Origin of the sequence: Streptomyces longhuiensis (assembly GCF_020616555.1) — a bacterium.
Classification (GTDB): Bacteria; Actinomycetota; Actinomycetes; order Streptomycetales; family Streptomycetaceae; genus Streptomyces; species Streptomyces longhuiensis.
This window is the reverse complement of sequence record NZ_CP085173.1, coordinates 1,796,884-1,818,041: the sequence shown is the minus strand read 5'-3', so window position 1 is coordinate 1,818,041 and position 21,158 is coordinate 1,796,884. Positions and strand designations below refer to the sequence as shown.

21 protein-coding genes and 1 pseudogene are annotated in these 21,158 nt (G+C 70.2%); 13 read left to right on the top strand and 9 right to left on the bottom strand.

What is annotated here, in order from left to right; translation table 11 throughout:
• Nucleotides 1–33 precede the first annotated feature (33 nt).
• Together LGI35_RS08645 and LGI35_RS08640 are read right to left on the bottom strand one after the other, a co-directional pair.
• The gene (locus tag LGI35_RS08645) at nt 34–762 is read right to left on the bottom strand and encodes a lysophospholipid acyltransferase family protein (protein ID WP_227293309.1); all 729 of its coding nucleotides are present in this window, start codon (nt 760–762) and stop codon (nt 34–36) included.
• A gap of 175 nt (nt 763–937) precedes the next feature.
• Nucleotides 938–1,354, bottom strand: a complete 417-nt coding sequence (locus LGI35_RS08640; protein WP_227293308.1) for a DUF4395 domain-containing protein — start codon at nt 1,352–1,354, stop codon at nt 938–940.
• A 76-nt stretch (nt 1,355–1,430) separates the two neighbouring features.
• Between LGI35_RS08640 and LGI35_RS08635 the strand changes: the two genes are divergently transcribed.
• The 6 genes and pseudogenes from LGI35_RS08635 to LGI35_RS46580 all read left to right on the top strand — a co-directional run.
• A complete protein-coding gene (locus tag LGI35_RS08635) occupies nt 1,431–1,838 on the top strand; it encodes a TlpA family protein disulfide reductase (RefSeq protein WP_227293307.1) in 408 nt (135 codons plus the stop codon).
• 210 nt (nt 1,839–2,048) lie between these two features.
• Complete coding sequence (locus LGI35_RS08630) at nt 2,049–2,555, top strand: flavin reductase family protein (RefSeq protein ID WP_227293306.1); 507 nt, start codon at nt 2,049–2,051, stop codon at nt 2,553–2,555.
• A gap of 168 nt (nt 2,556–2,723) precedes the next feature.
• Complete coding sequence (locus LGI35_RS08625; RefSeq protein ID WP_227293305.1) at nt 2,724–3,509, top strand: electron transfer flavoprotein subunit beta/FixA family protein; 786 nt, start codon at nt 2,724–2,726, stop codon at nt 3,507–3,509.
• Between the two features lie 48 nt (nt 3,510–3,557).
• Nucleotides 3,558–4,520 (top strand): electron transfer flavoprotein subunit alpha/FixB family protein, encoded by a 963-nt coding sequence (locus tag LGI35_RS08620; RefSeq protein WP_227293304.1) that lies wholly within the window; start codon nt 3,558–3,560, stop codon nt 4,518–4,520.
• Between the two features lie 173 nt (nt 4,521–4,693).
• Entirely contained in the window at nt 4,694–5,986 is a 1,293-nt protein-coding gene (locus tag LGI35_RS08615) for a DUF6986 family protein (protein WP_116500357.1), read from the top strand.
• A 92-nt stretch (nt 5,987–6,078) separates the two neighbouring features.
• Nucleotides 6,079–6,266: pseudogene (locus LGI35_RS46580) on the top strand (serine/threonine-protein kinase); the annotation flags it as partial.
• A 17-nt stretch (nt 6,267–6,283) separates the two neighbouring features.
• On the opposite strand, the gene LGI35_RS08610 reads toward LGI35_RS46580, so the two are convergent.
• Nucleotides 6,284–7,321, bottom strand: coding sequence for a LacI family DNA-binding transcriptional regulator (locus LGI35_RS08610; RefSeq protein WP_376224993.1), 1,038 nt, complete (start codon nt 7,319–7,321; stop codon nt 6,284–6,286).
• A gap of 159 nt (nt 7,322–7,480) precedes the next feature.
• On the opposite strand from LGI35_RS08610, the gene LGI35_RS08605 reads away from it, so the two are divergent.
• A complete protein-coding gene (locus LGI35_RS08605; RefSeq protein WP_227293303.1) occupies nt 7,481–8,428 on the top strand; it encodes an ROK family protein in 948 nt (315 codons plus the stop codon).
• 116 nt (nt 8,429–8,544) lie between these two features.
• On the opposite strand, the gene LGI35_RS08600 is transcribed toward LGI35_RS08605, so the two are convergent.
• The gene (locus tag LGI35_RS08600) at nt 8,545–10,611 is read right to left on the bottom strand and encodes an NPCBM/NEW2 domain-containing protein (RefSeq protein WP_227293302.1); all 2,067 of its coding nucleotides are present in this window, start codon (nt 10,609–10,611) and stop codon (nt 8,545–8,547) included.
• Between the two features lie 267 nt (nt 10,612–10,878).
• Between LGI35_RS08600 and LGI35_RS08595 the strand changes: the two genes are divergently transcribed.
• The 3 genes from LGI35_RS08595 to LGI35_RS08585 are packed head-to-tail and all read left to right on the top strand — an operon-like array spanning nt 10,879 to nt 14,011.
• A complete protein-coding gene (locus LGI35_RS08595; RefSeq protein ID WP_227293301.1) occupies nt 10,879–12,147 on the top strand; it encodes an ABC transporter substrate-binding protein in 1,269 nt (422 codons plus the stop codon).
• A gap of 11 nt (nt 12,148–12,158) precedes the next feature.
• Entirely contained in the window at nt 12,159–13,082 is a 924-nt protein-coding gene (locus LGI35_RS08590; RefSeq protein WP_376224992.1) for a carbohydrate ABC transporter permease, read from the top strand.
• Nucleotides 13,079–14,011 carry a carbohydrate ABC transporter permease gene (locus LGI35_RS08585; protein ID WP_227293299.1) on the top strand — a complete coding sequence of 311 codons (933 nt, stop codon included), beginning with the start codon at nt 13,079–13,081 and terminating at the stop codon, nt 14,009–14,011. Before LGI35_RS08590 ends, LGI35_RS08585 begins: the two co-directional genes overlap by 4 nt.
• A gap of 14 nt (nt 14,012–14,025) precedes the next feature.
• Here LGI35_RS08585 and LGI35_RS08580 read toward each other — a convergent pair whose 3' ends face one another.
• Nucleotides 14,026–14,403 (bottom strand): anti-sigma factor antagonist, encoded by a 378-nt coding sequence (locus tag LGI35_RS08580; protein ID WP_227293298.1) that lies wholly within the window; start codon nt 14,401–14,403, stop codon nt 14,026–14,028.
• A 61-nt stretch (nt 14,404–14,464) separates the two neighbouring features.
• Nucleotides 14,465–14,695 (bottom strand): hypothetical protein, encoded by a 231-nt coding sequence (locus LGI35_RS08575; RefSeq protein ID WP_227293297.1) that lies wholly within the window; start codon nt 14,693–14,695, stop codon nt 14,465–14,467.
• Between the two features lie 148 nt (nt 14,696–14,843).
• Between LGI35_RS08575 and LGI35_RS08570 the strand changes: the two genes are divergently transcribed.
• Nucleotides 14,844–15,884: an NUDIX hydrolase gene (locus LGI35_RS08570; RefSeq protein ID WP_227293296.1), complete on the top strand. Its 1,041-nt coding sequence runs from the start codon at nt 14,844–14,846 to the stop codon at nt 15,882–15,884.
• A 15-nt stretch (nt 15,885–15,899) separates the two neighbouring features.
• Here LGI35_RS08570 and LGI35_RS08565 read toward each other — a convergent pair whose 3' ends face one another.
• Together LGI35_RS08565 and LGI35_RS08560 are read right to left on the bottom strand one after the other, a co-directional pair.
• Nucleotides 15,900–16,637 carry an MBL fold metallo-hydrolase gene (locus LGI35_RS08565; RefSeq protein WP_227293295.1) on the bottom strand — a complete coding sequence of 246 codons (738 nt, stop codon included), beginning with the start codon at nt 16,635–16,637 and terminating at the stop codon, nt 15,900–15,902.
• A 95-nt stretch (nt 16,638–16,732) separates the two neighbouring features.
• Nucleotides 16,733–18,091, bottom strand: a complete 1,359-nt coding sequence (locus LGI35_RS08560; protein ID WP_227293294.1) for a dipeptidase — start codon at nt 18,089–18,091, stop codon at nt 16,733–16,735.
• A gap of 211 nt (nt 18,092–18,302) precedes the next feature.
• Between LGI35_RS08560 and LGI35_RS08555 the strand changes: the two genes are divergently transcribed.
• Entirely contained in the window at nt 18,303–19,610 is a 1,308-nt protein-coding gene (locus LGI35_RS08555; RefSeq protein ID WP_376219476.1) for a geranylgeranyl reductase family protein, read from the top strand.
• On the opposite strand, the gene LGI35_RS08550 is transcribed toward LGI35_RS08555, so the two are convergent.
• The gene (locus LGI35_RS08550; RefSeq protein WP_227293293.1) at nt 19,594–20,076 is read right to left on the bottom strand and encodes a nitroreductase family deazaflavin-dependent oxidoreductase; all 483 of its coding nucleotides are present in this window, start codon (nt 20,074–20,076) and stop codon (nt 19,594–19,596) included. The genes LGI35_RS08555 and LGI35_RS08550 overlap by 17 nt on opposite strands.
• Before the next feature lie 264 nt (nt 20,077–20,340).
• Between LGI35_RS08550 and LGI35_RS08545 the strand changes: the two genes are divergently transcribed.
• Complete coding sequence (locus LGI35_RS08545) at nt 20,341–21,075, top strand: TetR/AcrR family transcriptional regulator (RefSeq protein WP_227293292.1); 735 nt, start codon at nt 20,341–20,343, stop codon at nt 21,073–21,075.
• The last annotated feature ends 83 nt before the right edge of the window (nt 21,076–21,158 follow it).

Genomic DNA, 21,158 nt, shown 5'->3' with positions numbered 1-21,158 from the left:
GCGGTGGGCCCGCGGCACGTCTGCAGTACCGATTCAGCTCGCCTCGGCGGCCTTCACCTCTGCCGCGGTGGGCGCGGTGCCGCCGAGGTGCGCGGGCATCCACCAGGTGTCGTCCGGACCCTTGGGGCGTACGGGGTACGCGCGCTGCGCCGCCTCGAGGAGTTCCTGCACACGCTCGCGCAGGCGCCGCGTGATCGCACCGGCGAACTGGTCGCGCGGGGCTTCCATCGGCTCGCCGACCCGGATCGTGATCGGGATGTGCTCACGCCTGAAGTTCTTCGGGTGGCCCTTCGTCCACAGGCGCTGCGTACCCCACAGCGCCATGGGGATCAGCGGCACACCGGCCTCCTGGGCCAGGCGCGCGGCACCCGACTTGAAGCTCTTCAGCGTGAACGACTGCGAGATCGTCGCCTCGGGGAACACGCCGATGACCTCACCGGAGCGCAGCGAGTCGAGGGCGTGCGCGTACGCGTCCTCGCCCTGCTTCCGGTCCACGGGGATGTGCTTCATGCTGCGCATCAGCGGACCGGAGATCTTGTGCCGGAAGACCGATTCCTTCGCCATGAAGCGCACCAGGCGCTTCTGCGGCAGCGCGGCGAGACCGTCGAAGATGAAGTCCAGGTAGCTGATGTGGTTGCTGACCAGGACCGCGCCGCCGGAGCGCGGAATGTTCTCCGCGCCCTTGACGTCGATCTTCAGATCGAGCGCCTTGAACATCGTGCGGGCCGCGCCGATGACCGGACGGTAGACGAGCTCTGCCATGGAGGGGGAGGACCCTTCATCTCTGCCTGGGGAGGGGGCTCCCGGCGGGAAGTTACGCAGCCGTAGGTTTTGTGGCTAGCGCAGATCGTGCCCCATCAACGGCTGAGTAGCCAGTCCTGGTTCCGGCAGGGCGCGAGATCCTCGTCACTCCGGCGCGATCCCCGCAACCCGTTGATCAGCCAAATCGTGCCGCGCCACGCCGCAGGAGCAGGTACATCTCGCACCCCAGGCAGTAGCCGAACACCGAGTTGAGGAACGCCGCCGCCAGTGCGAGGGCCGTCGCCCCGAGCCCCAGCCAGCCCGGCCCCCACATCAGGCCCACCAGGCCCGCGAGCGCGAAGACGAGCCCGACGAACTGCGCGAACCGCGGCGGCTGCGGAGCCTCGAACTCCGTGGGCGGCCCGAGCCGCGGTCGCACCGCCGTACGGAACAGCCACGCGTAGGGAGAACGCCCCACCCCGCCCGCCGCGCCGAGCGCGAAACACAGCGTCTGCCACGCCAGGAGCCAGGCGCTGCCCGTGACGAGCACCAGGGCCAGTACGACCGTCGTGACCGCGGCGCCGAACCGCGGTCCTCTCACATCGATGTCCATGAACCCAGCATTCCGCAATGGTGCGCCGCGCGGACCCGGGGAATCTTTGCGGTCTCGTGAATGCTGCACTGGAACGATGACCGGACTTGTGGTGTGTGTGGCCGTGCTCGCCGCGGCGAGCGTCTTCGGGCTGATGCAACGGCGGCGGAGCGGGAGGATGAAGGTGCGGCAGGGCGAAGCGGCTCTCGGAGCGGCGAAGTTGGGCGAGGAGCTGGGGGAGCGGGCCACGCTCGTGCAGTTCTCCAGCGCCTTCTGCGCCCCGTGCCGGGCCACCCGGCGCGTGCTCGGCGAAGTGGCCGAAATGGTTCCCGGCGTGGCCCATGTGGAGATCGACGCCGAGGACCGGCTCGACCTCGTGAGGGAACTCGGCGTCCTCAAGACGCCCACCGTGTTCGTCCTCGACGCGTCCGGACACATCGTGCGCCGCGCCTCCGGTCAGCCGCGCAAGGCGGACGTCATCGCCGCGCTCGGGGAGGCGGTCTGACGGGGGGTGACTTCGTGGTGACGCTTCTCCCAGATGGCGGGACGCCCTTGACTGCACGCACCACCTATCGTCAGCCTGACTGTATGCCCACGGAACTCCTTCTCTTCGAGCGTGTCCATGTGGACCTCGCCCGCTGCGCGAGTGCGCGCTGTCCCGGCTCCTGAGCAGCCACGGATCCCGCTCGCACCCCTCCGGCAGAAGGACAACTCCATGACGGCCACGCCCGATCTCCGCACCGCCACCACCGCATCGCCCGACCTGCTGCGCTCGGTCTTCCGGCAGCACGCGGCGGGAGTCGCGGTGATCACCGCCCGGGGCGCCGCCCCGGTGGGCTTCACCGCCACCTCCCTGACGTCGGTGTCGGCCGAGCCTCCCGTCATCTCGTTCGGCATCGGCCTGGGCGCCTCCAGTTGGCCCGTCGTCTCCGAGGCCGAACACATCGGCGTCCACATACTCGGCGAGCACCAGCAGGATCTGGCCGCCACGTTCGCGAAGAGCGGCGCCGACCGCTTCGGGGAGCCCACGCGCTGGCACGAGGGCCCGGAGGGCGTGCCCGTACTCGACGGCGTGCTGGCCTGGTTGGTGTGCCGGGTGATCGCGCGCGTGCCCGCCGGAGACCACCGCATCGTGCTTGCCGAGGCCGTCGTCGGGGACCCCGCGGGAGCCGGTCGGCCGCTCGTCTACCACCAGGGCCGCTTCAACGGTCTGCGCGACTAGGATCACAGTTCAAAGCGCTTGCTTAGCGGGCAAATGCTGGGTGTACTGACGAGTAATATTTCGTTCGGGGCGCGGGCCGCCCCGACCGGGAGAGTCCGCTTCGGACGCCTATGCTGCCTGCAGGGAGCAAGGCCGCCCAGTAAAGACGATTGCAGTAGGAGAGCCGGCGTGAGCTTGAGGATCGTTGTCACCGTGAAGTATGTGCCGGACGCGACGGGGGACCGGCATTTCGCTGAGGACCTGACGGTGGACCGTGATGATGTGGACGGGCTGCTGTCGGAGCTGGACGAGTACGCGGTCGAGCAGGCGTTGCAGATCGCGGACGAGGCGGACGATGCGGAGATCACCGTGTTGACGGTGGGTCCGGAGGACGCGAAGGACGCGTTGCGCAAGGCGTTGTCGATGGGCGCGGACAAGGCGGTCCATGTCGAGGACGACGATCTGCACGGCACGGACATCGTGGGCACGTCGCTGGTGCTGGCGAAGGCGATCGAGAAGGCCGGGTTCGATCTGGTGGTCTGCGGTATGGCCTCCACGGACGGTACGGCGGGTGTGGTGCCGGCGCTGCTGGCGGAGCGGCTGGGTGTGCCGCAGGTGACGCTGTTGTCGGAGGTGTCGGTCGAGGACGGTGTGGTCAAGGGCCGTCGTGACGGTGACACGGCCTCGGAGCAGGTGGAGGCCTCGCTCCCGGCGGTGGTGTCGGTGACCGACCAGTCGGGCGAGGCGCGTTACCCCTCGTTCAAGGGGATCATGGCGGCGAAGAAGAAGCCGGTCGAGTCGTGGGACCTGTCGGATCTGGGCCTGGAGGCCGACGAGGTGGGTCTGGCGGGTGCGTGGACGGTCGTGGACGCGGCGGCCGAGCGTCCGGCGCGCAGCGCGGGCACGATCGTCAAGGACGAGGGCGAGGGCGGCAAGCAGCTCGCCGAGTTCCTCGCGGGCCAGAAGTTCATCTAGCCCCGCTGTCCCCTTCCGTCTCACTCTTTCGCATGCAGGAGAAGTCCCATGGCTGAAGTTCTGGTCTACGTCGATCACGTGGACGGTGCCGTCCGCAAGCCCACCCTTGAGCTGCTGACGCTGGCGCGTCGTCTGGGTGAGCCCGTCGCCCTGGCGCTGGGTGCGGGTGCCGCCGACACGGCCGCCGCGCTCGCCGAGCACGGCGCGACCCGTGTCCTGACCCATGATGCCGCCGAGTACGCCGACTATCTGGTCGTGCCGAAGGTGGATGCGCTGCAGGCCGCCTACGAGGCGGTGTCCCCGGCGGCGGTGCTGGTGCCGTCCTCGGCGGAGGGCAAGGAGATCGCGGCGCGTCTGGCCGTGCGGGTCGGGTCGGGTGTCATCACCGACGCCACCGACCTCCAGGCCGGTGAGCAGGGCCCGGTCGCGACCCAGTCGGCGTTCGCCGCCTCGTTCACCACCACCACCCGTGTCTCCAAGGGCACCCCGGTCATCACCGTCAAGCCCAACAGTGCCCCGGTCGAGTCCGCCCCCGCGGCCGGCACCGTCGAGGCCCTGGCCGTGTCGTTCTCCGAGCAGGCCACGGGCACCAAGGTCACCGCGCGCACGCCGCGTGCCTCGACGGGGCGTCCGGACCTGACCGAGGCCGCGATCGTGGTCTCCGGCGGCCGCGGCGTCAACGGCGCCGAGAACTTCGGAATCATCGAGGCCCTCGCCGACTCCCTCGGCGCGGCGGTCGGCGCCTCCCGCGCCGCGGTCGACGCGGGCTGGTACCCGCACTCCAACCAGGTCGGCCAGACCGGCAAGAGTGTGTCCCCGCAGCTGTACATCGCGAACGGTATCTCCGGCGCGATCCAGCACCGGGCCGGCATGCAGACCTCCAAGACCATCGTCGCGGTCAACAAGGACGCCGAAGCCCCGATCTTCGACCTCGTCGACTACGGCGTCGTCGGCGACCTCTTCGACGTCGTCCCCCAGCTCACCGAGGAAGTCAACACCCGCAAGGGCTGAGCTTCTCCGGGCCGATCACGGCAACGGGGCCGCGTGGTGATCTTCACCGCGCGGCCCCGTTCGCGTACGGGGGACCATTGACGCAGATGGCGCACGCAGATAACTTCGCTATACGGATTATTGATTCCGTGAAGCGGAAACTCTGGAACGTCGAGAGTGTGGAGGGTGCAGGAATGGGTCAGCAAGAGAAGGTGGCAACGAGCCTCGCCGGAGCGGTCAGCGAGGGCATCAGCGCTTCCCTCGCCCCGGTGGACGCGGAGCTGGAGCGCCGCTACCCCGGAGACCCCGGCACCCGGCAGCCCGTCCACACCGTGTACATCCCGGGCGAGCAGTTCGACGCCGACAGCATCCGTACGTGGGGCGACAAGGCCCTGGCGATGCTCGACGAACACGCCCCGGACGCCGCCTCCTTCGCCGCCGTCCTCGGCCTGGGCGACGACCTCGCCGAGGCCGTCCACTCGCGCGTACGCGCCAAGCTGGAGCGCGAGCCGGTCGAGGACCTGCGCATCGACTTCGAGGACGGCTACAAGGGCGCCGACGAGGACCAGGACGCCGCCCGCGCCGCCCGTCTCGTCGCCGAGGCGTACAAGAACGGCACCGCCGCCCCGTACATGGGAATCCGCATGAAGTGCATGGAGGAGCCGGTACGCGACCGGGGCATCCGCACCCTCGACATCTTCCTGACCGGCCTCATGGAGGCGGGCGGCCTCCCCGACGGGCTCGTGCTCACGCTCCCCAAGGTGACGTACCCGGAGCAGGTCACCGCCATGGTCCGGCTCCTGGAGGCGTTCGAGAAGGCCCACGGACTCGAGGCGGGGCGCCTCGGCTTCGAGATCCAGATCGAGACCAGCCAGTCCATCCTCGCCGCCGACGGCACCGCCGCCGTCGCCCGCATGATCGACGCCGCCGAAGGCCGCGCGACCGGACTGCACTACGGCACCTTCGACTACAGCGCCTGCCTCGGCGTCAGCGCCGCCTACCAGGCCAGCGATCACCCGGCCGCCGACTACGCGAAGGCCGTCATGCAGGTGGCCGCCGCCGGCACCGGCGTCCGCGTCTCGGACGGTTCCACCAACGTCCTGCCCGTCGGCACGACCGCGAAGGTCCACGACGCCTGGCGCCTGCACTACGGCCTCACCCGCCGCGCCCTGGCCCGCGCCTACTACCAGGGCTGGGACATGCACCCGGGCCACATCCCGACGCGCTACGCCGCGGTCTTCGCCTTCTACCGCGAGGGCTTCGAGTCGGCCGCCGCGCGCCTGGCCGCCTACGCCGGTCACCACGAGGGCGGCGACGTGGCGGACGAGCCCGCCACCGCCAAGGCGCTCGCCGGCTATCTGCTGCGCGGCCTGGACTGCGGCGCCCTCGACACGGGCGAGGTCACCCGGATCACCGGCCTCACCCTGGCCCGCCTGCAGGGCTTCGCGGGTCCGCGCCGCGGCGACCTGACCGCGCAGGAGCGCTGACCGTCCCGGTCCTGTCGCGCACATCCGGTCCTGTCACCGCTGCCCCGTAGGCTGTACGCCACTCAAACTGGCGTCACAAGGACGGGGCAGCGGTGTCTTCGGGGGATCAGGAAGAGACGGGCGGAGGCGGCCGCTTCCTCGCCGGGCGGTACCGGGTGTGGGAACAGCTCGGCCGCGGCGGCATGGGAGCCGTGTGGCGCGCGGTCGAAACGAGGTGCTCGGCCGCGAGGTCGCCCTCAAGGAACTGCGCACCCCGTCTGCTGGCTGTCCGCGCCTGGCCGTCCGACAGGACAACTGTCAGTCGGCCGGGGGCAGTTCGCCCGAGCCGCGGGTGATCAGCCGGGTCGGCAGCTCGATCCGCTCCGGCACCAGCGACACCCCGTCGAGCTGCCGGAACAGCCGCTCGGCGGCCGTCCGGCCCAGCTGCGCGGCGTCCTGCGCGACGACCGTCACGCCGGGGCGCAGTAGATCGCCCAGCTCGATGTCGTCGAAGCCGACCAGCGCCACGGGGCGGTCCACCTCGGACAGGACCCGTACGACGGTCACCGTCACACGGTTGTTGCCCGCGAAGATCGCCGTGACCGGATCGGGGCCCGCGAGCATCTCCTCCGCGGCGCGCCGCACCCGCTCCGGATCCGTCACGCCGAGCGACATCCACGCGTCCTCGACGGTTATCCCGGCGTCCTCCATCGCGGTCCGGTAGCCGCGCAGACGCTCGGCGGCGGTGTGGATGCGCGGCTGGTCACCGATGAAGCCGATACGGCGGTGGCCGTGCGCGATCAGATGCGCGACGCCGTCACGCGCGCCCCCGAAGCTGTCGGAAAGGACCACGTCCGCGTCGATCTTCCCGGCGGGACGGTCGACGAACACGGTCGCGACACCGGCGGCGATCTCGGGCTCCAGGTAGCGGTGGTCGTCACCGGCCGGGATCACCACGAGCCCGTCCACCCGGCGGGCGCAGAGCGCGAGGACGAGCTCCTGCTCGCGCTCCGGGTCCTCGGCGCTCGATCCGTTGATGAGCAGCGCGCCATGGGCGCGGGCGACCTCCTCGACGGCGCGGCTCAGCGGTCCGTAGAAGGGGTCGGCCAGATCCTCGAGCACCAGGCCGATGCTCGCGGTCCTGCCCTTGCGCAGGACGCGCGCGCTGTCGTTGCGGCGGAAGCCCAGGGCCTCGATGGCCTCCTGGACGCGGCGTTCGGTGTCGGGGGTGACTCCCGGTTCGCCGTTGACGACGCGGGACACCGTCTTGAGGCCCACTCCGGCGCGCGCCGCGACGTCCTTCATGGTCGGGCGGTTGCCGTAACGGCTGTCTGGGCGGCGGGCGGTGCGGTCCACGGTGGGCTGTCCTGTCCTGTCGTCGCTGCGGTTCCAGGGGGTTCATGATGCTGTATGGGGATGTGGCGTCGAGCATAGGCCCTGGACAACGTTGTCAGATGCGAGAGAGACTATCCATCGCATATCCGACCTGCCATTTCACCAGGGGACCTCACACTGATGCAGACCGACCTCGTCGCCGCGCTCGACATCGGCGGCACCAAGATCGCCGGGGCCCTGGTGGACGACCACGGCCGCATCCTGCTGCGCGCGCAGCGGCCGACTCCGGCCAAGGAGGACGGGGACACGGTGATGCGGGCCGTCGAGGACGTGCTGCGCGAGCTGACCGCCGCCCCGCTGTGGGTGCGGGCGGGGGCCGTCGGCATCGGGAGCGCGGGTCCGGTGGACGCCTCCACGGGCACGGTGAGTCCGGTCAACGTGCCGGGCTGGCGCGACTTCCCGCTCGTGGACCGGGTCAGCGCGGTCACCGGGGGTCTGCCGGTCGAACTGGTCGGGGACGGCGTGGCGATGACGGCGGCCGAGCACTGGCAGGGCGCTGCGCAAGGCCATGACAACGCGCTGTGCATGGTCGTCTCCACCGGCGTCGGCGGCGGCCTGATCCTCGGTGGCAAGCTGCACCCGGGGCCCACGGGCAACGCGGGCCACATCGGCCACATCAGCGTGGATCTGGACGGGGACCCGTGCCCGTGCGGGGCGCGCGGCTGCGTCGAGCGGATCGCGAGCGGGCCGAACATCGCGCGCCGCGCGCTGGACAGCGGCTGGCGCCCCGGCGCGGACGGCGACCTGTCGGCCGCTGCGGTGGCCTCGGCCGCGCGCGGGGGAGACAGGGTCGCCATCGCCTCCTTCGAGCGTGCCGCCCAGGCGCTCGCCGCGGGCATCGCCGCGACGGCCACGCTCGTGGAGATCGACATCGCGGTGATCGGCGGGGGAGTGGCGAAGGCGGGAGAGGTCCTCTTCGCGCCATTGCGCCGCTCGCTGCGTGACTACGCGACGCTGTCGTTCGTGCAGCGCCTCACGGTGGCTCCCGCCCGCATGGGCACGGACGCGGGCCTTGTGGGCGCGGCGGCGGCGGCGCTCACGCGCGACCGGGACGTGTCGGCGCTCTGAGGCGCGGGTCATTTACCTGGACGTCTGGACGTCTGGACGTCTGGACGTCTTCACGTCGTTCCAGGGTGGCCGGAGCCGGGGCGGACATGTGGCCCACCCCGGCTCCGGCTGACGCTCTAGCAGGAGAGCGTCGCGTCCCCCCAGTCCGCGTGGTCGGAGTCCACGCCGTCGCCGGCGTCGGTCACCACGAGGCGTACCGCCTGTGCCCCGCTCACGTCGGCCGACAGCGGCTCGGCCGCGTCCGCGTTGGTGAGGGTGCCGGTCGATGCCACCTTCTTGCCGTCGGCCCAGATCTCGAACGTCACGGTCCCCTTCGTGCCCTTCTCGTCGTCGACGCCCACACTCGCGCTGACGCGTTCGCACGAGCCGCCCGTGTAGTACTCGACGGCACTGTCCGCGTGCACGCCGAGCCCCTTCTGGTACACGACGCCGCCGATGGTGATCGGATGCCCGTCCCCCGCGTCGCTCTCGCCGTTGCTGGTGTTGCGCTCGACGGGCCCGTACCCGTTCGTCGTGGACAGCCACGGCAGATCGCCGAGTGACGACGCTCCGGCCGGTGGCGCGACCACCACGTGCGTGGTCAGCGGCAGCACGCTCTGGACGCGCACACCGCCCGGCGAGCGGTACGTGGCCTTGAGGGACAGGTCGTACGCTCCCGTCGCGGTCCCCGCCGGCGCGGTCACGGTCCATGACGTGGTGAGGGCCTTGCCCGTCGGTACGGATCCGGCGCCGGTCGGCGAGACCGGCCTGACGCTCCATCCGGAGGGCCCGCTCAGCGCGACGGACACCTTGCGTGCGGGCGTGCGGCCGAGATCGGTGACGGACGTCGTGAGCCGGGCCGCCTTGCCGGCCTCGACGAACGGCGCGCCGCCCAGGCCGAGTTCGACGGCGGGCGGGTTCGCGGCCCACTTGCCGTCGGCGGCCACCCGTACCAGTACGGTCCCGTGGGCGGGCACGGTCGCCGAGATGGCCCCGGCCGTGTTGTAGCTCTTGTGCTGCCACAGATCGCGCAGTGTGTAGGCGCTCGCGTGCGGCAGTCCGACCGCGTCGGCCGACGTGGCGATCCGCTGTGCGTTGCCCGACTCGTTGAAGAGGGCGACGGCGCGGCTGCCGTCCTTCATCTCCTTGGCGACGACCCAGCGCCCGCCCTCGGAGGAGAGCACCGTTCCTTGCTTGCCCAGCGGGTCCTGGTCGACGGCGATGACTTCGCGGTTGCTGAGGATGTCGAGGGTCTCGGCGGAGGCCTTGCGCAGATCGGTGCCGATGAGCAGCGGTGAGGCCATGATCGACCACATCGAGAAGTGCGTGCGGTACTCGGTCGCGGTCATGCCGCCGTTGCCGACCTCGAGCATGTCAGGGTCGTTCCAGTGCCCGGGCCCCGCGTACTGCGCGAGCGGCAGGTTCTGCTTCATCAGGGAGAGCATCGAGCCCCAGCTGTCACTGATGTCACCGGTGGTGCGCCACAGATGGCCGACGTCGGCCGCCCACTCCCACGGCTTGTTGGAACCCCACTCGCAGAGGCTGTAGACGATGGGCCGTCCCGTGGCCTTCAGGGCGTCACGCATCGTGCGGTAGCGCTGCTTGGCGTCGACGCCCTGGTTGTTGCAGTTGTCGTACTTGAGGTAGTCGACGCCCCAGTCGGCGAACTGCTGGGCGTCGCTGTACTCGTGACCGAGGCCGCCCGGGAAGCCGATGTCGCTGCACGTCTTCGTGCCCGCGCTCGTGTAGATGCCGAGTTTGAGGCCTTTGGAGTGGACGTAGTCGGCGACGGCCTTGATGCCGTTCGGGAAGCGCGCGGGGTCCGGCACGAGTTTGCCGTTCGCGTCGCGCTGCGGCAGGGCCCAGCAGTCGTCGAGGTTGACGTACTGATAGCCCGCGGCCTTGAGGCCCTTCTCCACGAAGATGTCGGCGATGCCCTCGACCATCGCCTCGTTGAACTCGGCGCGGCAGTGCGTGGAGTTCCAGTTGTTGAAGCCCATGGGAGGGGTCAGCGCGAGCCCGTCGTCGAGCGTGGGCGAAGCCTCCTGAGCGCTTGCGCCCTGCGAGCCGGACGCGCCGGATGTCGGCGGGCCGGCGACCGCGGCCGGTGCCGTGACGCCCGCGGCACACAGCAGCCCGGTGGCCAACGCTCCGACGACTCTTCGGCGGATGGTGCGGGAGGTGCGGGTGGGAAGGTGACGCATTGTTACGTTCCTCCGTACTCGCGGAAGGTGGGATGACGTCATGTTCGCGTCAGTGGCGCGCGTTTACGGTAGGCCGTGTTGGACTCTGTTGGAAGAGATGCGGTAACGGTTGCCCGATGTCCCGTCAGAACCCTTGACGCTGTCCAGAGTTGGGAGTGAGATCCAACCCTCGCGTTCGGTTGTGTTGGGTTGCGGCCCCAGGAGGGGGACATGGCACAGTCATCGTTCTACGGTTCTGGCGCGCCCGGGAGCGCGACAGGACATCGGATGTCCCGTCGGGGTCTCCTGCGGGGCGCGGCGGTGGGCGCCGGTGCGCTCACGCTTCCGGCACTGCTCACGGCGTGTGGGGACGGCCCGGGCGGCGACAAGAAGACCGTCACCGTGGGGTCCAACTCCTCGGACGCGGTGCCGAAGAAGGCGTTCGCTGCGGCCTTCACGGCGTACGAGAAGAAGTCCGGCAAGAAGGTCGACGTCAACACCACGGATCACAACGAGTTCCAGACGAACATCACGCGCTATCTCCAGGGCACCCCGGACGACGTCTTCATGTGGTTCGCCGGCTATCGCATGCAGTACTTCGCCGAGAAGGGCCTCCTGACGGACGTCGACGACGTCTGGAAGGGCTTCAAGGGCTTCTCGCCGGCGCTCAAGGACCAGTCCACGCACGACGGCAAGCAGTACTTCGTGCCGTACTACTACTACCCGTGGGCCGTGTTCCACCGGAAGAGCCTCTTCGAGAAGCAGGGCTACGAACAGCCCAAGAACTGGGACGACTTCATCGCCCTGGCGAAGCAGATGCACAAGGACGGCACCCCGGTCGCGTTCTGCGACAAGGACGGCTGGCCCGCGATGGGCACCTTCGACTACATCAACATGCGCCTGAACGGATACGACTTCCACAAGGGCCTCATGGCGGGCACGGAAGCCTGGACCGACACCAAGGTCAAGAAGGTGTTCGACCTCTGGCGCGAACTCATGCCGTACTACCAGAAGGGTGCCCTCGGCCGGACCTGGGAGGAGGCCGCCCAGGGCCTGCAGAAGCGCCAGACGGGCATGGCCGTCTTCGGAATGCCGCACCCGGGCCAGCAGTTCCCGGAGAACGAACGCGCGGACATCGACTTCTTCGCTTTCCCGGAGATCGACCCCCAGTACGGGCAGGACGCGGTGGAGGCTCCCATCGACGGCTTCCTGATCGCGAAGAAGGCCAAGAACGTCGAAGCGGGCAAGGCACTCCTCAAATACCTCGGCACTCCCGGGGCCGAGGACATCTACCTCGCCGGCGACCCGAACAACGTCGCCGTGAACGACGGCGCCGACACGTCCAAGTACACCCCGCTGCAGAAGAAGTCGGCCGAACTCGTCTCCGGTGCCAAGCAGATATCGCAGTTCATGGACCGCGACACCCGGCCCGACTTCGCGCAGACCGTGATGATCAAGGCGCTTCAGGACTTCATCGGAAATCCGAACGACGTCGACGGCCTCGTCAACCGGATCGAGCGGCAGAAGAAGGAAATCTTCTCGTCCGCCGTCAGCTGAGTGGTGGGGGAATGCGTTCCGTGGCGCTGAAGACCGCGCGGCGCGCAGGGCGGCGGAGGTCACGGCGATTCACACGCCGTGACCTCGCCGTTCTCGTCGTGCTCCTGGGAATACCCGTACTGCTCGACATCGTCATCATCTGGGGTCCCACACTCGCCTCCATCGGCCTGTCCTTCACGTCGTGGGACGGCATCGGAGACATCCACTGGGTCGGTGGAGAGAACTACCGGAACCTCGTCGACAACTATCCGCCGTTCTGGCCGGCCGTGCGCCACAACCTCCTGTGGCTCGCCTTTCTCGGCCTGATCGCCACACCCTTCGGCCTCTTGCTCGCGGTGCTCATCGACCGGGGCGTGCGCTTCAGCCGCTTCTACCAGTCGACGCTCTACATGCCGGTCGTGCTCTCACTGGCCGTCGTCGGATTCATGGCGCAGCTGATCCTCGGCACCGATCAGGGCGTCGTCAACACTCTTCTCGACAACCACGAGAACCCGATCGACTGGCTGGGCGACTCCGACCTCAACATCTGGATGATGATGCTGGCCGCGAGCTGGCGGCACACCGGATACGTGATGATCCTCTATCTCGCGGGCCTCAAATCCGTCGACCCGACACTGAAGGAAGCCGCGGCGATCGACGGGGCGAACGCCCGCCAGACCTTCTTCCGCGTCGTCTTCCCGACGCTTCGCCCCGTCAACGTCATCGTCGGCGTCATCACCGTCATCGAGTCGCTGCGCGCCTTCGACATCGTCTATGCCGTGAACAAGGGCCGCAACGGCCTGGAGCTGCTGTCCGTCCTCATCACGGACAACGTCATCGGCGAGGCCAGCCGCATCGGCTTCGGCTCGGCCATCGCGGTCGTCCTCCTCACGGTCTCCCTGGGATTCATCGTGACGTTCCTGGTCCAAGAGCTGCGAGGTGCGCGCGACCGATGACCGCCGACATCCGTACGACGTCCCCCGCCGCCCGGGGCCGCTCCCTGGCCGGCGGCGACCGGCGTGGTGAACACCCGCGCCGGCGCGGCCGGTTCGGGGTGCACATCTTCCTCATGGCCGTATCGCTGGCGTTCCTCGCGCCGCTCCTGCTCGCGGTCTACGCCTCCCTGCGGCCCTACGAGGAGACGGCGCAGCACGGCTACTTCTCGCTGCCCGATCACCTGTCGTTCGACTACTACCGCGAGGCCCTCAGCGACTCGGGGATGGGCGAGTACTTCAAGAACACCCTGATCATCGCGGTCCCGGCCGTCCTGATCACGCTCTTCCTCGCCTCGTTCGTCGCCTTCGCGGTGTCGCGCATCAAGGTGCGCGGCGGAATCGTGCTCCTGATGTTCTTCACGGCGGGAAACCTGCTGCCACCCCAGGTTCTCGTCACCCCGCTGTACGTCCTCTTCCTGAAGATTCCGCTTCCCTGGTGGATGTCGGACTCACTGACGATGTACGACTCGTACTGGGCCGTGATCATCGTCAACATCGGATTCCAGCTGGGATTCTGCGTCTTCGTCCTGGCGAACTTCATGCGGACTCTTCCCCAGGAGATCCTGGAGGCGGCGATCGTCGACGGCGCGGGGCTGTGGACGCAGTTCTGGCGCATCACGCTGCCACTGTGCCGCCCGGCACTCGCCGCGCTCGGCACGCTCGAATTCACCTGGATCTACAACGACTTCCTCTGGGCCCTGATCTTCATCTCGAACCCCGACAAGCTCCCGATCACCTCGTCCCTCAACAACCTCCGGGGCCAATTCTTCACCGACTACAACTTGCTGGCCGCCGGTTCGGTCCTCGTGGCGCTCCCCACGATCCTGGTGTTCCTGCTCCTGCAGAGGCACTTCATCGCGGGACTCACGCTGGGGTCGAGCAAGGGGTAGCCGGGCCGGCCGCTCTAGCTCTGCCGTACCGCCGCCTCGACGGTCGGGGCCGGGGCGAAGAGCGGCAGCAGGCCCGTCACCTCCAGCAGGCGCAGTGTCAGGGGCTGGTCGCAGACCAGCCTGAGGCGGCCGCCGCGGGACTCGACGCGGCGGCGGGTGCGCAGGAGGAGGGTCAGGCCCGAGCAGTCGAGGAATGTGGTGCGGGTCAGATCGATCACCACGGTGGCGGCCGGGCCCGCCGCCACCGTCTCGAGCAGGGCGACGGAGCCCTGGAGCGTCACGATGTCGACCTCGCCGCGCAGTTCGACGACGACGCAGTCACCCGTCTCGTAGACCACCGGAGGCACCGGGGGCGCGTCCGTGCCGCCGCGGCGGTGTTCACCCTGTCGCATGGATCCCCTCGGCCGCGCGGGCACACCTCATGGAGGGAGCGCTCCCGTACACCGTCCGGCGTCAGCTCTGCGAGTGCGGCCGGCGGGCGGCCTGGCGCAGGGTCTTCTCCACGTCGTGCCGGTTCAGGCCCTGTTCCTGCGCGTACGCGGTGACCGCGGCCTCGACCTTGGCCGCCGCGTCGAACCAGGCCTCCCGCTGCGCCTGGCGCTCCCCGTCATCTAGGTGCTCCAGGGTGCGGCCCTTGTCGTCGGCGTCGTGCTGCATGCGAATCAACTCTTCGGGAAGGTCCACGGAGCGGATCCTAAGCGGCCCCCGTGGCAGGTTCGCGGACCTCGGTGACGTGCGCGAGGCGTACGCGAGGCGCGCCCCCATCAGGTGCTGGTTTCCGCCGCACGCTGTTGCGGGCAAGCCTCAGGGGGCCGACGGAGGAGGGGGAACCGTGATCGTCTGGATCAACGGTGCTTTCGGTGCGGGGAAGTCCACCACCGCACGGGAACTGATCGAGCTGATCCCGAACAGCACGCTCTTCGACCCCGACGTGATCGGCGGGGAACTGGCGCAGCTGCTGCCCGCCAAGCAGCTGGCCGAGGTGACCGACATCCAGGACCTGCGCATCTGGCGGCGGCTCGTCGTCGACACGGCGGCCGCGCTGCTCGCCGAGGTGGGCGGCGTTCTCGTCGTCCCGGCAACCCTGCTCAGGCAGGAGTACCGCGACGAGATCTTCGGCGGTCTCGCCGCCCGCAGGATCCCCGTACGCCACGTGCTCCTGGCCCCGGCCGAAACGATCCTGCGCGAGCGAACGGCCCGCCACGAGACACCGCCCGAGGCGCCCGACGGCGAGATACGCGTCCGGCAGTGGTCCTACGACCGCATCGAGGCCTACCGCACCGCGCTGGCCGACTGGCTCACCACCGACGCCCACCCCGTCGACACCAGCGCGCTGAGTGCGTACGAAGCGGCCGTCCGCATCGCCGAGGCCGTGCGCACCGGCGCCGTCGAGCCCTGCGACATCGTGCAGACGCCCGAGCCCACCGGGGAGACCGTCGCCGCGGGCGTGCTGCTCTTCGACGAGGACGGCCGCGTCCTGCTCGTCGACCCCACGTACAAGGCCGGCTGGGAGTTCCCCGGCGGTGTCGTGGAACCCGGAGAGGCCCCCGCCAGGGCCGGAGTACGGGAGGTCGCCGAGGAGACCGGGATCCAGCTCCCCGAGCTGCCCGGCCTGCTCGTCATCGACTGGGAGGCGCCCGCACCACCCGCGTACGGCGGCCTGCGACTGCTCTTCGACGGCGGGCGCCTCGACGGCGCCGAGGCCCGCCGCATGATCCTCCCGGGCCCGGAACTGCGCGGCTGGCGGTTCGTCACCGAGCAGGAGGCCGCCGGACTCCTGCCTCCCGTGCGGTACGAGCGCCTGCGCTGGGCGCTGCGGGCCCGCGAGCGCGGCGCCGCCCTCTACCTGGAGGCCGGAGTGCCGGTGGGCTGACGCCGTACGGGGTGACTACGCGGCGTCCAGGCGCGCGGCCACCTCGCGCAGGACCGCCGCCGACCCGTTCCTCACGGGGTCGCCGTGCCCGAAGCACGCCACGTCGGAGTCGAGCGAGGCCAGGGTGCGGAAGGACTCGACGGACCGGCGGCGGTCGAGGTTCAACACGCCCAGCATGACCTGCCCGTCCAACGGGGACGCCGCCACGGCGTCACCCGTGAACAGCACACCGTGACGGGGCAGATGGAGCGCGATGCTGCCGTCCGTGTGCCCGGGCACCGCGACGACGTGGGCGCCCCCGCCGAAGTCGAGCACCTCACCGCCCGCCAACTCCCTCACCTCACGCGGCAGTACAGGGTCCTCCGGCAGGGGCGGGAGCAGCTTCAGCGCCTCGGCGTGCAGCGGGCGCTCCCAGTCCTCGAACTCCGGGGCGGGACCCGGCCGTTCACCGCGTACGAACGGCGCGTCGAGCCGGTGCGCCCACACCACCGCCCCACTGAGCGCCGCGAACTCACCCGCGCCGCCGGCGTGGTCCTCGTGGAAGTGCGTCAGGACGATCCGGCGCACCTCGCGCGGATGCCTGCCCAGCGCGCGTACGGCGTCGGCGATCGCCTCCCCGGCGCCGGCGGCTCCCGCGTCCACCAGCGTCAACTCGTCCCCGTCGTCCCACAGATAGGCCTGCCCCACCGGGAAGCGCAACAGGTGCAGCCGGGGGACGATCTCGATCACATCGGTGATGGCGTAGACACTCATACGCCGACCGTAGGGACGGGCGGCCGTCCGGGGGACATGGCTACGCCCCGGGCAGAAGAGTTCCGCCCGGGGCGTAGGTGTCGGCCGCGCGTGGCTCAGATCGCGGCGTAGTTCTGGAGGAACAGCGCCTCGGCGACCGAGAGGCGCTCCAGCTCCTGCGGCGACACACTCTCGTTCACCGCGTGGATCTGCGCCTCGGGCTCGCTCAGGCCGATCAGCAGGATCTCCGCCTCCGGGTACAGCGACGCGAGCGTGTTGCACAGCGGGATCGAGCCGCCCTGGCCCGCGTACTGCATCTCCTGACCGTCGTACGCGACGCTCATCGCCTCCGTCATCGCCGCGTAGGCCGGGCTGTCGGTGTTCGCTCGGAACGCCTGGCCCTGCCCGATCTGCTCGATCTGGACGCGGGCGCCCCACGGGGTGTGCGACTCGATGTGCGCGACGAGGAGCTTCGTCGCGTCCACGGCGTCCGTGCCCGGCGGCACCCGCAGGCTGATCAGGGCGCGCGCCCCGGCCTGCACGGACGGCGTCGCGCCGACGACCGGCGGGCAGTCGATGCCGAGGACGGTGACGGCGGGGCGGGCCCAGATGCGGTCGGCGACCGTGCCCGAACCGATCAGCTCGACACCGTCGATGACCTTGGCGTCCTCGCGGAACTGGCCCTCGTCGTACTGGAGACCGTCCCACACGGCGTCGGTCGCGAGACCGTCGACCGTCGTCGAGCCGTCCTCCGCGCGCAGCGAGTCGAGGATCCGCACCAGCGCCGCGAGCGCGTCCGGGGCCGCGCCGCCGAACTGACCCGAGTGCAGGTTGCCCCCGAGCGTGTCGACCCGGACCCGGACGAGCGTCATGCCGCGCAGCGTCGACGTGGCCGTCGGCAGGCCGACCCGGAAGTTGCCCGCGTCACCGATCACGATGGTGTCCGCCTTCAGCAGCTCAGGGTGCTGCTCGGCGTACCGCTCGAGACCGCCCGTTCCCTGCTCCTCGGAACCCTCGGCGATCACCTTGACGTTCACCGGGACACCGCCGTTGGCCTTGAGCGCCCGCACCGCGAGCAGGTGCATCAGGACCCCGCCCTTGCAGTCCGCGGCGCCGCGCCCGTACCAGCGGCCGTCCTCGCGCTCCGTCAGCTCGAACGGCGGTGTGACCCACGCCGACTCGTCCAGCGGCGGCTGCACGTCGTAGTGCGCGTACAGGAGGACGGTCGGCGCGCCCTCGGGGCCCGGCAGGAAGCCGTAGACCGACTGTGTCCCGTCCGGGGTGTCGAGCAGCGCGACGTCCTGGAAGCCCTCGGCGCGCAGCGCGTCCGCCACCCAGTTCGCGGCGCCCTCGCTCTCGCTCTTCGGGAACTGGTCGAAGTCCGCCACCGACTTGAACGCCACCAGTTCGGCGAGCTCGGTCCGGGCCCCGGGCATGAGCGAGGCGACGGTCTCGGCGATCGGATTCGGTGACATGGGAACGCTCCTCGTAGGTGCGACGTTGCACGTGTGTATACGTATGCGGCTTTCGCACGCGTCCGTGCGGGTCCGCCGTCGGCTGGTGTGCGTGAGCGTTTCGTGCACAGGGCATGCAGCGCCGATCCTCCCACAGGGGGTTGGCGGGACACCGCCGTAGGATGCCTGGGAAAGGTGCGGCAGGCGGCTGGATCGGGAGCAGTAGACCATCGTGAGCAGCGAGAACTCGGCGGGCGGCAACGGTACGGGCGAGCACGCGGCGGACGCCGGTGGCGGCGGGCAGGTGTGGGACGTCGTCATTGTGGGCGCCGGCCCCGCGGGCGCCTCCGCCGCCTATGCGGCAGCGGTCGCCGGACGCAGCGTCCTCCTTCTGGAGAAGGCGGAACTGCCCCGGTACAAGACATGCGGCGGCGGCATCATCGGCCCCTCCAGGGACGCGCTCCCTCCGGGGTTCGAGCTGCCGTTCCGGGACCGGATCGACGCGGTGACGTTCTCCCTCGACGGGAAGTTCACCCGCACCCGGCGCTCCCGCCACATGCTCTTCGGCCTGGTGAACCGCGCCGACTTCGACCACCAGCTCGTCGAGCACGCCCAGAAGGCGGGCGCCGAACTGCGCACGGGGGCGACGGTCTCGCGGGTCGAGCAGCACGGCTCGGCCGTGCCCGACCGTCGCACGGTCGCCGTGATCCTCCAGGGTGGCGAAACGATCCTGGCCCGCGCCGTCGTGGGGGCGGACGGCAGCGCCAGCCGCATAGGGGCTCATGTCGGGGTGAAGCTCGACCAGGTCGACCTCGGCCTCGAGGCGGAGATCCCCGTGCCCGAGACGGTCGCCGAGGACTGGAAGGGCCGCGTCCTCATCGACTGGGGCCCGATGCCCGGGAGTTACGGCTGGGTCTTCCCCAAGGGGGACACCCTGACCGTCGGAGTGATCTCGGCGCGGGGCGAGGGCGCCGCCACGAAGCGGTACTTGGAGGACTTCATCGCCCGGCTCGGCCTCGCCGGCTTCGAACCGTCGGTCTCCTCCGGCCATCTGACGCGCTGCCGCGCCGACGACTCGCCGCTCTCGCGCGGCCGTGTACTCGTCTGTGGTGACGCGGCGGGGCTTCTCGAACCGTGGACCCGCGAGGGCATCTCGTTCGCGTTGCGCTCCGGTCGCCTCGCGGGGGAGTGGGCGGTCCGCGTCTCCGAGGCGCACGACGCGGTGGACGCGCGCCGGCAGGCTCTGAACTACGCGTTCGCGGTCAAGGCGGGCCTCGGTGTCGAGATGAGCGTCGGCAAGCGGATGCTGACGGTCTTCGAGCGCAGGCCCGGGGTGCTGCACGCGGCGATCACCGGGTTCCGGCCCGCGTGGAAGGCGTTCGCCCGCATCACCCGCGGTTCGACGACGCTGGGCGAGATCGTCAGGACGTATCCGATGGCGGGTCGCGTCCTGAGCCGTCTGGACCGGCCGGCAGCGGCGGCCGCGTCCTCGGCCGCGCCGTCGGTCGACGACGATCCGGAGGCTACTTCTCGACCGTGATGAGGAAGACCGGGTGGTCCGGCGCGGCCGCGGTCAGCTCTTCGTCGGTCGACTTGGCGGTGATGCCCTGGAAGTACTGGTTGACCTCCCAGCCCCACTTCTCCAGGTAGCTGCGCAGGACGGGCAGCTTCTCGCTGTCGGGCACCTCGGTCGCGGTGAACGTACGGACCTTGCGCCCGACGCGCAGCTCGCCGGCCCCGGCGACGCGCATGTTGCGCACCCACTGGGAGTGCCCACGGGCCGAGACGATGTACTGCGCGTCCCCGTACGTGTGCGGGTTGACCGGGATGCGCTGCATCTGGCCGCTCTTGCGGCCGCGCACGGAGAGCTCGGCGGACCCCATCAGGCTGACGCCGTGCCGTGCGAGCCAGCCGATCACGCCGTTCAGGCGGACGTTGAGGCGGCTGCCCTTCAGGTAGTAGGGGCTGGGGGAGGAGGGCGAGCCGGACTGGGCGTTCGCGGTCATGGGGATCTCCTGGGTGTGGGTGGCGCGACGCGGGCGCCGCTGGAGTCGGTCTCGATCTCGGTTGCGAGAGCACTGCTCTCTCTTGAGATCAGTGTGCACGTGATCGGTGATCCAAAGCAAGAGCAGTGCTCTCTTTTCTGTCGGCCGCAGCTGAGTGCGCCGCTCGCCAGTGAGTGCACTGCTCCCAAATGAGTGCACCGATCCATAACGCGTGCATCGATCCGGAACGTGTGCACTGCTCCGAAGGCATGGGACACTGCCCGTATGAGCACCGCACGAGGAGCCAGGGCCAGGGCACGGGAAGAAGTCACCGCCGCCATCAAGGACGAGGCCCGCAGACAACTCGCGGCCGAGGGCGCCGCGAAGCTGTCCCTGCGCGCCGTCGCCCGTGAGCTGGGCATGGTCTCCTCGGCGCTCTACCGCTACTTCCCCAGCCGCGACGACCTCCTGACGGCGCTCATCATCGACGCGTACGACTCCGTCGGCGAGGCGGCCGAGCAGGCGGACGCCGCCCTGCTCAAGAAGGCGGCGAAGGGCACCGACGGCAAGGCGGGAGCGATCACGCCGGTGCGCCGCTGGGTCACCGTCGGCGAAGCCGTCCGCGCCTGGGCGCTGGCCCACCCTCACGAGTACGCGCTCATCTTCGGCTCGCCCGTACCCGGATACACCGCGCCGATGACGACCGTCCCGGCCGCGTCGCGCGTCGGGCTGCTGTTCTTCGACATCGTCCGCGACGCCCATCAGGGTCGCGGGATCGCGGAGCCGCCGCTCCCCGAGGAGCTGCGGCCCGAGGCCGAGCGGCTGGGCGCCGACCTGGCACCGGACCTGCCGCCCGCCGTGGTGGCCGCCCTCGTCGCCGCCTGGGCGCAGCTGTTCGGCCTGATCGGCTTCGAGCTGTTCGGCCAGTTCAACCGGGTCGTGGAGGACCGTGCCACCTTCTTCACGCACGCCGCGACCCAGCTCGCCCACGGCGTGGGCCTGGTGCTGCCCCGGGAATGACATCCCCTCGGCCCGGGAGCGGAAGTCGCCGCCCCGGGCGTGACGCGCGCCGCCTGACCGCTGTCGCCTACTCCCCGGGGAGT

What these genes read in the sequence shown, in the direction of transcription:
- LGI35_RS08645 (WP_227293309.1), bottom strand. Translation starts at nt 762, where the DNA reads ATGGCAGAGCTCGTCTACCGTCCGGTCATCGGCGCGGCCCGCACGATG.
- LGI35_RS08640 (WP_227293308.1), bottom strand. Translation starts at nt 1,354, where the DNA reads ATGGACATCGATGTGAGAGGACCGCGGTTCGGCGCCGCGGTCACGACG.
- LGI35_RS08635 (WP_227293307.1), top strand. Translation starts at nt 1,431, where the DNA reads ATGACCGGACTTGTGGTGTGTGTGGCCGTGCTCGCCGCGGCGAGCGTC.
- LGI35_RS08630 (WP_227293306.1), top strand. Translation starts at nt 2,049, where the DNA reads ATGACGGCCACGCCCGATCTCCGCACCGCCACCACCGCATCGCCCGAC.
- LGI35_RS08620 (WP_227293304.1), top strand. Translation starts at nt 3,558, where the DNA reads ATGGCTGAAGTTCTGGTCTACGTCGATCACGTGGACGGTGCCGTCCGC.
- LGI35_RS08615 (WP_116500357.1), top strand. Translation starts at nt 4,694, where the DNA reads ATGGGTCAGCAAGAGAAGGTGGCAACGAGCCTCGCCGGAGCGGTCAGC.
- LGI35_RS08605 (WP_227293303.1), top strand. Translation starts at nt 7,481, where the DNA reads ATGCAGACCGACCTCGTCGCCGCGCTCGACATCGGCGGCACCAAGATC.
- LGI35_RS08600 (WP_227293302.1), bottom strand. Translation starts at nt 10,611, where the DNA reads ATGCGTCACCTTCCCACCCGCACCTCCCGCACCATCCGCCGAAGAGTC.
- LGI35_RS08595 (WP_227293301.1), top strand. Translation starts at nt 10,879, where the DNA reads ATGTCCCGTCGGGGTCTCCTGCGGGGCGCGGCGGTGGGCGCCGGTGCG.
- LGI35_RS08590 (WP_376224992.1), top strand. Translation starts at nt 12,159, where the DNA reads ATGCGTTCCGTGGCGCTGAAGACCGCGCGGCGCGCAGGGCGGCGGAGG.
- LGI35_RS08585 (WP_227293299.1), top strand. Translation starts at nt 13,079, where the DNA reads ATGACCGCCGACATCCGTACGACGTCCCCCGCCGCCCGGGGCCGCTCC.
- LGI35_RS08580 (WP_227293298.1), bottom strand. Translation starts at nt 14,403, where the DNA reads ATGCGACAGGGTGAACACCGCCGCGGCGGCACGGACGCGCCCCCGGTG.
- LGI35_RS08565 (WP_227293295.1), bottom strand. Translation starts at nt 16,637, where the DNA reads ATGAGTGTCTACGCCATCACCGATGTGATCGAGATCGTCCCCCGGCTG.
- LGI35_RS08560 (WP_227293294.1), bottom strand. Translation starts at nt 18,091, where the DNA reads ATGTCACCGAATCCGATCGCCGAGACCGTCGCCTCGCTCATGCCCGGG.
- LGI35_RS08550 (WP_227293293.1), bottom strand. Translation starts at nt 20,076, where the DNA reads ATGACCGCGAACGCCCAGTCCGGCTCGCCCTCCTCCCCCAGCCCCTAC.
- LGI35_RS08545 (WP_227293292.1), top strand. Translation starts at nt 20,341, where the DNA reads ATGAGCACCGCACGAGGAGCCAGGGCCAGGGCACGGGAAGAAGTCACC.